The sequence below is a fragment of the Paenibacillus sp. P4_A7 genome (genome assembly GCF_056402455.1).
In genome coordinates this window covers 18,948-28,708 of the sequence record NZ_JBFUHJ010000044.1, presented here as the reverse complement: position 1 = coordinate 28,708, position 9,761 = coordinate 18,948, and the positions used below count along the sequence as shown (strand labels likewise).

The following is a 9,761-nucleotide window of genomic DNA, read 5'->3' as shown; positions in this document are numbered from 1 at the left end:
CCCTTATACGCTCGATGTTGAAGGTCTCGGCGAGCTGCAAGCGGAGTCGATCATTATTTCAACTGGCGCTTCGGCCAAATACCTTGGTATTCCTGGCGAGCAGGAAAATATCGGACGCGGCGTAAGCACTTGCGCAACTTGTGACGGCTTCTTTTTCCGCGGTAAAAAAATTATCGTAGTCGGCGGCGGCGATTCCGCTATGGAAGAAGCGGTATTCTTAACTCGCTTCGCTTCAGAGGTTCGACTCGTTCATCGTCGTGATGAGCTGCGCGCATCCAAGATCATGCAAGATCGCGCACGCGCAAATGATAAAATCGTCTGGAGTTTAAATAACACTCCTCTTGAAGTAGCTGCTAACGGTATGGGCTTGCAAGGACTTAAGGTGCTTAATAATGTGACTGGCGAAGAAGAACTGCTTGAAACAGACGGCGTATTTGTTACAATTGGCCATACGCCTAACACCAGCTTCCTAAGCGGACAAATCGATACGGATGAGCAAGGCTATATCATTGTGAAGCCAGGTACATCTGAGACAAATATCCCAGGCGTATACGCTTGCGGCGACGTGCAAGACCGCACTTATCGTCAGGCTATTACTGCGGCAGGAAGCGGCTGTATGGCTGCTCTTGATTGCGAGCGCTTCTTGGAATCACAAGCTCATGAATCGGTTCACGCATAATAATTTTTACTGAGAAATGACTAGTACAACAACCTGTGCAAATTATGAATAATCGATTTATTAAGATTTGCATGGAATCATACAATAAAAAGGCAATGCTACTGTATACCTTGTTCTACATGCTTCGCGAATGCAGCGTTTGAACATTTAAAGGAAAAGGTACATCCCCGGCTTTATTAATAAGCAGAGGTTGTACCTTTTTCGTGTTTTCTGAGGCATGGGTGAAGGATGCTGTCTTCTATCAATATTTCCGGAGAGATTCGCTAACGGCGATCCTTCGATCAGTCCCAAGTCCGTCCAGCCATGGGGCGGTGAGCCGCGCTCACAATGTGAACAGCTATAGTTGCGCAAACGTTTGTATGACTTTCTTCATGAAATGAAGTTCACTCGGAATATTAGCCGTTTTACACCAATTATCGAGAACAAACCCCATTATGTAAACGCTATCTTTGCGAGGAAATCATATAACAGGTCACCTAGTTTGTTAAAACGTTTGCACTGTCCAAAATTCAGAGATTATAAATGATTATCTCGACTTTTCTCCGCTTTACTCTAGATAAGACAGTTTTTCATCATTTGTGAATCTCTTTCCAAAGATATATATTTACTTATATGCAGTAGCTGCATTAGGATGAAGCATAAATGATTGCATGACGGGGGCTCAATTTTATGATTACCATTAAAGATATTGCTAAAGCTGCTGGGGTCTCCCCTTCTACTGTATCTAGGGTCGTTTCTAATCATCCTAGAATTAGTAAAGCAACTACATTGAAGGTAAAAAAGCTAATGGAAGAGATGGGCTACCACCCCAATGTAATGGCGAAGAGTCTCGTTTCCAAAACAACACAGACCCTCGCAATTATGCTGCCTCGTCCTGCAGAAGAGCTTTTCCAAGACTTTTTCTTTGGAGAATTGCTACGCGGAATACTTGCACAATCTACTCGAGCAGGCTACGATATGCTGCTTACAGCTGCAACCTCTCCTCATGATGAGACCGAAACGGTTTCACGTCTTGTTTTTGGTAGACGAGTGGATGGTATTATTTTGTTATCATCCCGCGTAAATGACCCATTGATCAACCTATTAGAAGAACATAAATTTCCTTCCGTATTGATTGGACGTACAGAAGGACATAATAATATTCTTTCCGTTGATAATAACAATGAACAGGCTGCTTATGATGCAACCCAGCATCTCATTATGCAGGGGCATAAACGTATTGGATTTGTAAGCGGACCTCCTACCTTAACCGTTGCTTTCGATCGTAATGAAGGCTACAGAAGAGCAATGCGTGAAGCTGATTTGCCTATACTTTCCGAATGGAGTGTAGAGGGTGAATTTTTGCAAGAAAGCGGCTATCGTGCGATGTCAATTTTGATGAGCTTGCCTGAGAGACCTACTGGTCTTGTCGTCATTGACGATGTAGTTGCATTCGGTGTACTGCGCGGACTTGCTGAGCTTGGCTACAAAGTACCTGAGGATTTATGTATCGTCAGCTTCAACAATATTGCTTTATCTGAGCTTGCAACACCACCGATCAGCTCCATTGATATTGGCACTTATCAGTTAGGTTATACTGCGTCTCAAATGCTAATTAGACTTATTCAAGAAGAAAGTGTTCATCAAAATCGGATGATTATTCCGCATCGTCTCATTGTGCGCGAATCATCTACTCACACAGTGAATTTAAGGAGTTGACACCATGTCAGAAAAAAAACCATATTTAGTTGATGCCATTATTGGTAATTCCAAATTTCTTGCAACGCTCGGCCGTACAGGTAAAATGTATCGAATGTGGTGGCCAAATATCGATTTGCCACAGCATGTCGATGCTATGCGAATGGGAATTCAATTCGATAGTTCTGCTGTATCATGGTTCGATCATGCAGCAGATGGCTGGGTCCATGATGCCGAATATGTTGCAAAAACAAATATTTTCCGTGTAAATGCACGCAATGATTATCAGCCAGTACAGGTGGAAAGCTTACATTTTGCTGTACCTAATCTTGATCTCATCGTTCGTGAATATACATTCACTAATACAAGCGATCAATCTGTCGCTTTTTCTTTTATTGTTCATTCCTCTTTTCTTATCGGTGAACATAATCTCTACAATACGACGACCTTTAATGCCACTAATGATTCGTTGGTTCACTTCCGACATAAGTACTATTTTGCGCTTTCGAGTGCAAACGTGTGCACAGGTTACCAGGCAGGTCTCCCTTGGGATTCCGCTCAAGCCGGTTATTTAAACGGCAATAACATAGATATGAAGGCTGACGGCGCTTTAAAATGGCATATTGAGCAATTAGCTGCAGGCGAGTCTATTACTATTCCTGTTTATATAACGGCTGGCACAGATGAAGTAAAAGCATTGCAAGAAATGCGGGCCGCCAAAGAGAAAAGCAGTGCACAATGGATCACAGAAACGACGACCTATTGGACCGATTACTTGGCTGCAGCAGCACCTTGTCCACTTATCGATGAAAAAATAGCTGATTTATATGATCGTTCGCTTCTTATGTTTAAACTGATGTCCGATGAGCAAACAGGCAGTATTATTGCCGCACCTGAGTTTGACGAAAACTTTGTACGCTGCGGAGGCTATGCTTATTGTTGGGGACGTGATGCTGCGTTTATTACGACTGCGCTGGATAAAGCCGGACTCAGCTCTTTATCAGATAGCTTTTATGCTTGGACGCTTACCGCACAATCGCCTGACGGGTCTTGGCAGCAGCGCCATTATCACGATGGCAGCTTAGCTCCATCATGGGGACTTCAAATTGATGAAGGCTCCTCCATCATATGGGGAATGTGGCAGCATTACTTAGAGAAAAAGGATAGCCGCTTCGCAGAGCAAGTATGGCCTGCTGTTCAGAAAGGCGCTTCCTTCCTAATGAGCTTCATCGATGCTGAGAGTGGACTTCCGAAGCCAAGCATTGACCTGTGGGAAGAGCGTACTGCATCGCATACRTACTCTTCAGCAGCTGTTTATGGCGGATTAAGTGCTGCAGCGAGCTTCGCTGAGCTAGCTGGTCATGCTGAGCTTGCGGCTGAATGGAATGCTGCTGCTGCTCGAATCGCTTTATCCATTACCGAGCAATGCTGGAACGAGGAAGGAAACAGCTTCTACCGCGGTGTTAATTTAACTGTAACGGAAGGGAAATATGAGCAAGCTGTAGCTTCAGGAAAAGAAGGGTTCGTAACTGCTCTTGATAAAGGCTATACAAGCTACACGCTGAAGCATGATCCGGTTATTGATATTAGCTTAATTGGTATTGCAGTTCCATTCGCAGCCGTACCTGCTGATCACGACTATATGCGTCGTACAGCCGATGTGGTAGAAGCTGCACTAACTGTACCAGGTGTCGGCGGCATCAAGCGCTATGAGGATGATATCTATATAGGTGGAAACCCATGGATTCTAACTACACTATGGCTTGCTCAATATCGCATCCAAACCGGCAGTCTTGATGATGCGAAACGTTTGCTCAACTGGGCGCTTGATCATCGTACGGAAACAGGTCTGCTCCCAGAACAGATCGACAAAAATACAGGTGAAACAGCTTGGGTCGTACCACTCACATGGTCGCATGCCATGTTCATCCTTACGATCTTTATGCTTGCAGAGGCTGAAGCCTAGCGTAAACGGCTGTCGCAGTCCTTGGCGGCWAAGCTCGTTTCGCGGTGAATTATAAGCATATTATATATGTGAAACTTATAAATTCTTATAATAAATAGCTGTTACTGCTTCGAACGCTTAATTCCATACGCTTACTTCAGTGAAGAGCTTCAACTTCTGAACTAGAGGCAATCATTTAAAAACCGGTAAACCAAGGAGATTTTTTTGGTTTACTGGTTTTTTTGTTCATAGATGTTTGAATTCCATCCTAATTGGGTAAAAATACGGAGTCGGTGTTTAAGAGCTTATAAAATGATCGAGGCAGACGATATAGTGAACACGGCTTGACAACGAGTTTCTTATTTGTAATAATTATAAATAAGGAATTAGTACAAATAACTAATCATCTCTAAAGAATCACCACAAGAACATAACTCGAAAGGATGATAGATATGACAACTGTACCCCAACATTTAAATCGACAAATAGCAAACTGGAGCTTACTTTATATTAAGCTTCATAATTATCATTGGTATGTAAAAGGCTCCCAGTTTTTCACCTTACATGTGAAATTCCAAGAGTTCTATGAAGAAGCTGCACTTCATGTGGATGAGATCGCAGAGCGTCTGCTCGCTTTGAAAGGCAAACCAATTGCCACTATGAGAGAATATTTGACAACTTCAAGCCTTAAAGAAGCTACCGACAATGAAGATGCTGTGCAAATGGTCGATCAGTTGATCGAGGATTTCACTACCATCATCCATGAGCTCAAGGAAGGTATGGAAGATGCACAGAAAGCTGGCGATGAAACAACAGCCGACATGCTGCTCGCGATTCATACAACACTTGAGAAGCATGTATGGATGCTAAGTGCATTTAACGAGAAATAACATAAAAAATTGAGGGTAAAAACTACCTAAAATCATCATAAAAAGGAGGAGTAGAGCTTATTTCAGCTCTACTCCTCCTTTTTTTACGTATTATAGTTAGATTGATTAGCTTAGATTAGCTTTATCGTACAACTTCCCACTATTTCGTCCGCCCAGAAAACCTCTATCGCATCTCCGTCACGAAGTGCGGCAACACCCGCTGGCGTACCCGTGTAAATGATGTCACCCGCACTGAGGCCAAAGTTTGTACCCACGTGATGGATGAGCTCAGATACAGGGAACAGCATATCGCGAGAATTGCCGCGCTGCGCTTCTTCACCGCTTCTCACGAGCGCGAATTCGCTTTGAGCAAGCTTCGCTTCTCCCGGATAGGCAAACCAATTACTAAGCGCTGCTGATCCTTTAAAGCCTTTGGCAGCAAGCCATGGCTGACCCTTCGCTTTCAGCTTCGATTGCACGTCGCGAAGCGTTAGGTCAAGACCTAGCGTCATACCATCAATGAGCAGATCAGTATCGATCCCCTGCTCGTAGTCTCGGCCAATATGCAATACTATCTCAAGTTCGAAATGCACTTCCCCAACATCGCCTGGCAGTTCGATGACATTACCATTCATAGGAACAACCGCATGAGAAGGCTTAGTAAACACAAGCGGCTCATCAGGCACTTCGTTACCTAATTCCAACGCATGAAGTTTATRGTTTCGTCCAATACAATATATATTTCGTATATCGTTCCTATTCATTGTCAGCAAGCCTCCCTAATTGTGATGTCCCATCGTAATCGAAGATAGACCTTTATGACAGCAACACCCGCAATAAAAATAGACATCAAAATTTTAAAGTCGATAGTTTCGGCTAGTTTAGTTCTTGGGTTATTTGATCTGTAAGCTTGATTTCGGTGCTTACAGCTACTTTTGGAGCTTGTTTTAAGGGCTGTAAGCTCRATATCCGGGCTTACAGCTACCTTTGGATGGCGCAAACTCGTTTGCACATTATAAAACCCTTACTTTTGCGCGGCAATTTGCTCCGCCAGTTCATTCAGCTCTGTCCAACGTTCCATAAGTTGTTCAAGCTTCGTTTCGGCCTGCTGCTGCTCAGTTGCCAACTCCTGCAATCGTGCGGAGTCACTGCTTGCTGCCTCCATACGAACAGCTATTGCGCTTAAATCCGCTTCCGCTGCTGTGATCCAGCCATCTATTTGTTCATAATCCTTCTGTTCCTYGAAGGACATTTTAATTTTCTGTTCTTTGATCACAGGTTTTGCCTCTGATGCTTCCACACGCACTGATACTGGTGCCGGTGCCGCTACAGCTGTAGGTGCTGTCTTTACTGGAGATGCCGTATTTACACCAGTTGGATACTTCTCCTTAAAAGCCTGATAGTCTGAATATCCGCCCGTATGATGGTTAATGACTCCGTCGCCTTCAAAAGCAACGATTTTCTCAACAGTACGATCTAGGAAGTAACGATCATGAGAGACCACGAACACAACACCCGGGAACTCATCTAAATAGTCTTCCAACACCGTCAATGTGGATATGTCGAGATCATTCGTCGGCTCATCGAGCAGCAGGACGTTTGGGGCGTTCATTAATACTCGAAGCAGCTGCAAGCGCCGTTTCTCGCCACCTGATAGCTTCGAGATTGGCGTCCATTGCATCGTTGGTGAAAATAAGAAGCGCTCCAGCATCTGCCCCGCCGAAATCGTCGAGCCGTCCGCTGTCTTCACCTGCTCTGCGCCTTCGCGAATATACTCGATGACACGCAACGATTGATCCATCTCTTCGTGCTCCTGCGAGAACCAGCCCAAATTAACTGTTGAGCCTAACACGACAGTCCCTTCATCCGGCTCAAGCTGTCCTGTGATAAGCTTGAGCATTGTTGATTTACCACTGCCGTTGCGCCCAACAATACCAACGCGATCCCCCGGTATGCCAATATAACTGAAATCACGAATGACCGTCTTATCGCCGAACCGCTTCGTAACCTCTTCCATCTCAATAATCTTCTTGCCAAGTCTAGTTGAAGCAACCGAGACATCCATCTTACCGCTCGCTTGCTTTGGAGCATCTGCCTTCAAATCCTCAAAGCGATCGATCCGCGCTTTCTGCTTGGTCGAACGTGCTTTTGCCCCGCGGCGAATCCAAGCCAGCTCGTTACGCAATAAATTTTGACGTTTCGATTCTGTTGATGCTTCTCGCTCTTCTCTGTCTAGCTTCAGCTCTAGGAAACGGCTGTAATTCGCTTGATAAAAATGTGCCTTACCTTTGTCGAGCTCAATAACACGATTACTGACACGATCGAGGAAGTAGCGATCATGCGTAATCATAAGCAATGCGCCTCTGCGTTTCTGCAGCATTCCTTCCAGCCAAATAACCGAGTCGTTATCGATATGGTTGGTCGGCTCATCAAGAATAAGAATATCTGAAGGCAGCAGAAGTGCAGCAGCCATCGCGACCCGCTTGCGTTGACCGCCTGACATCGTGTCAACCTTCGCCTCATAATTATTTATACCAAGCTTCGAGAGAGCTGTCTTAGCCTCACTCTCCAGCTCCCAAGCATCCAGTTCACCGATTTGCTCACTTGCTTTCATTAGCTGATCCTGAATAGCTGTATCATTCGGATTTAGTTCGATGGCTTCCATCGCAGTTGAATACGCGCGAACTGCGCGCAGCTGCGGTGAATCACCGCCAAGCACATGCTCAAGCGCCGTCTCATTTGGCGCAAACACAGGATCCTGTGCCAACATTCTTATCGTAACCCGATTGCCAATGGATACCGTACCGGAATCAGCTGGCTCTAAACCGGCAATGACCTTCAGAAACGTTGATTTACCAGTTCCATTAACGCCAATAATTCCTATTTTATCGCCATCCTCTAGACCGAAGGTGACATCTTCAAACAAAATCTTCTCGCCGTAGCTTTTCGTTATATGTTCAACAGATAATAAATGCATGGGACAAACCTACTTTTTCGCATAATTTTGTTGTATTCACAACCACTCGTATCATACCATAAAAGGCTGTTATCTTCACTTACGCGCTTCATCCGTTTTCTAGCAAAATACACCATGCGCGGATTCGGGCACCAATAGTTTCCTATTTACAGATAAAAGAGGCTGGCGCATCGTCATTCTCATGACTTGGCGCCAGCCTCTTTTTGCAGATACTTATGTGAAATTAACGTTTACCGATCATGTTCTCCGGACGAACATACTCGTCGAACTGTTCAGACGTCAGCAAGCCGCTAGCAATCGCCGACTCCTTCAACGTTAGTCCTTTTTTGTGAGCGTTTTTCGCAATAGCAGCTGCGTTCTCATAGCCGATATGCGGATTAAGTGCTGTTACAAGCATAAGCGATTGATCAAGATTCCGCTTAATTACAGCTTCGTTCGGCTCAATACCGATTGCGCAATTGTCGTTGAAGGAGACCATTCCATCAGCCATCAATGCTACCGATTGAAGGAAGTTATAAATAATAACCGGCTTGAATACGTTAAGCTCAAAATTACCTTGGCTTGCAGCCATCGAAATAGCCGTATCATTTCCGATTACTTGGCACACAGCCATCGTTAATGCTTCGCTTTGCGTAGGGTTAACTTTACCTGGCATGATCGAGCTGCCTGGCTCATTTTCAGGAATTGAAATTTCACCAATGCCGCAGCGCGGACCGCTTGCCAGCCATCTTACATCGTTAGAGATTTTCATAAGATCAGCTGCAAGTGCTTTTACAGCGCCATGTGTGTATACGATTTGATCATGGCTAGTAAGCGAGTGGAATTTGTTCTCCGCTGTTACGAAACTTTTTCCAGTCAATGCTGATACTTCCTCTGCTACCGCTACCGCAAAGTCAGGATGAGCGTTCAAGCCCGTTCCTACTGCAGTACCGCCAAGAGCAAGGTCACGCATTGTTTCTACGCTTTGTACAAGCATTGCACGCGTTCTGTCCAGCATAGAATACCAGCCGCTAATTTCTTGGCCCAATGTGATTGGCGTTGCATCCTGTAGATGTGTACGGCCGATTTTCACGAGATCATTAAATTTCTCTGCTTTCGCGCGAAGCGTACCGTTAAGCAAGTCGAGTGAAGGAAGCAAACGATCCTCTAGCGCTATAACGCCCGCAATATGCATAGCTGCAGGGAATGTATCATTCGAGCTTTGTGAGCGGTTAACGTCATCGTTAGGGTGAATGCGTACATCGCTGCCGCGTTCAGCAAGCAAAGCGTTCGAACGATTAGCAATTACTTCATTAACATTCATATTTGTTTGCGTGCCACTTCCCGTTTGCCATACTACGAGCGGAAAATGCTCATCCCATTTGCCTGCTACAATTTCATCAACAACTTCGCCAATAATAGCTGATTTGGCAGCATCCAATACGCCAAGTCTTGCGTTTGCTTGAGCTGATGCTTTTTTGATGTAAGCCATCGCATAAACGACTTCAATCGGCATACGCTCTCCGCTTATTTTAAAGTTTTGTAGGCTTCGTTGTGTTTGTGCTCCCCATAGCTTGTCCGCTGGAACCTGAATTTCTCCCATTGTATCCTTCTCAATCCGATAATCCATTCGTT

7 protein-coding genes are annotated in these 9,761 nt (G+C 44.8%); 4 read left to right on the top strand and 3 right to left on the bottom strand.

Annotated elements, in window-relative coordinates; genetic code table 11:
- From AC1DWN_RS09210 to AC1DWN_RS09195, 4 genes are all read left to right on the top strand, one after another.
- Positions 1-679: FAD-dependent oxidoreductase (locus AC1DWN_RS09210; RefSeq protein WP_477558604.1), on the top strand; the 679-nt coding region annotated here is incomplete at its 5' end.
- Positions 680-1,348: 669 nt separating this feature from the next.
- Positions 1,349-2,377 carry a LacI family DNA-binding transcriptional regulator gene (locus AC1DWN_RS09205; protein ID WP_477558603.1) on the top strand — a complete coding sequence of 343 codons (1,029 nt, stop codon included), beginning with the start codon at positions 1,349-1,351 and terminating at the stop codon, positions 2,375-2,377.
- A 4-nt stretch (positions 2,378-2,381) separates the two neighbouring features.
- Positions 2,382-4,322: a glycoside hydrolase family 15 protein gene (locus tag AC1DWN_RS09200; protein WP_477558602.1), complete on the top strand. Its 1,941-nt coding sequence runs from the start codon at positions 2,382-2,384 to the stop codon at positions 4,320-4,322.
- A gap of 422 nt (positions 4,323-4,744) precedes the next feature.
- Complete coding sequence (locus AC1DWN_RS09195) at positions 4,745-5,191, top strand: Dps family protein (RefSeq protein ID WP_477558601.1); 447 nt, start codon at positions 4,745-4,747, stop codon at positions 5,189-5,191.
- A 110-nt stretch (positions 5,192-5,301) separates the two neighbouring features.
- On the opposite strand, the gene AC1DWN_RS09190 is transcribed toward AC1DWN_RS09195, so the two are convergent.
- The 3 genes from AC1DWN_RS09190 to fumC all read right to left on the bottom strand — a co-directional run bounded on the left by AC1DWN_RS09190 (position 5,302) and on the right by fumC (position 9,756).
- A complete protein-coding gene (locus AC1DWN_RS09190; RefSeq protein ID WP_477558600.1) occupies positions 5,302-5,934 on the bottom strand; it encodes a fumarylacetoacetate hydrolase family protein in 633 nt (210 codons plus the stop codon).
- Between the two features lie 260 nt (positions 5,935-6,194).
- Positions 6,195-8,147 (bottom strand): ABC-F family ATP-binding cassette domain-containing protein, encoded by a 1,953-nt coding sequence (locus AC1DWN_RS09185; RefSeq protein WP_477558599.1) that lies wholly within the window; start codon positions 8,145-8,147, stop codon positions 6,195-6,197.
- A gap of 223 nt (positions 8,148-8,370) precedes the next feature.
- Positions 8,371-9,756 carry a class II fumarate hydratase gene (gene fumC / locus AC1DWN_RS09180; protein ID WP_477558598.1) on the bottom strand — a complete coding sequence of 462 codons (1,386 nt, stop codon included), beginning with the start codon at positions 9,754-9,756 and terminating at the stop codon, positions 8,371-8,373.
- Between the last annotated feature and the right edge of the window lie 5 nt (positions 9,757-9,761).

Coding starts and splice junctions, on each gene's coding strand:
- AC1DWN_RS09205 (WP_477558603.1), top strand. CDS start 1,349: ATGATTACCATTAAAGATATTGCTAAAGCTGCTGGGGTCTCCCCTTCT.
- AC1DWN_RS09195 (WP_477558601.1), top strand. CDS start 4,745: ATGATAGATATGACAACTGTACCCCAACATTTAAATCGACAAATAGCA.
- fumC (WP_477558598.1), bottom strand. CDS start 9,756: ATGGATTATCGGATTGAGAAGGATACAATGGGAGAAATTCAGGTTCCA.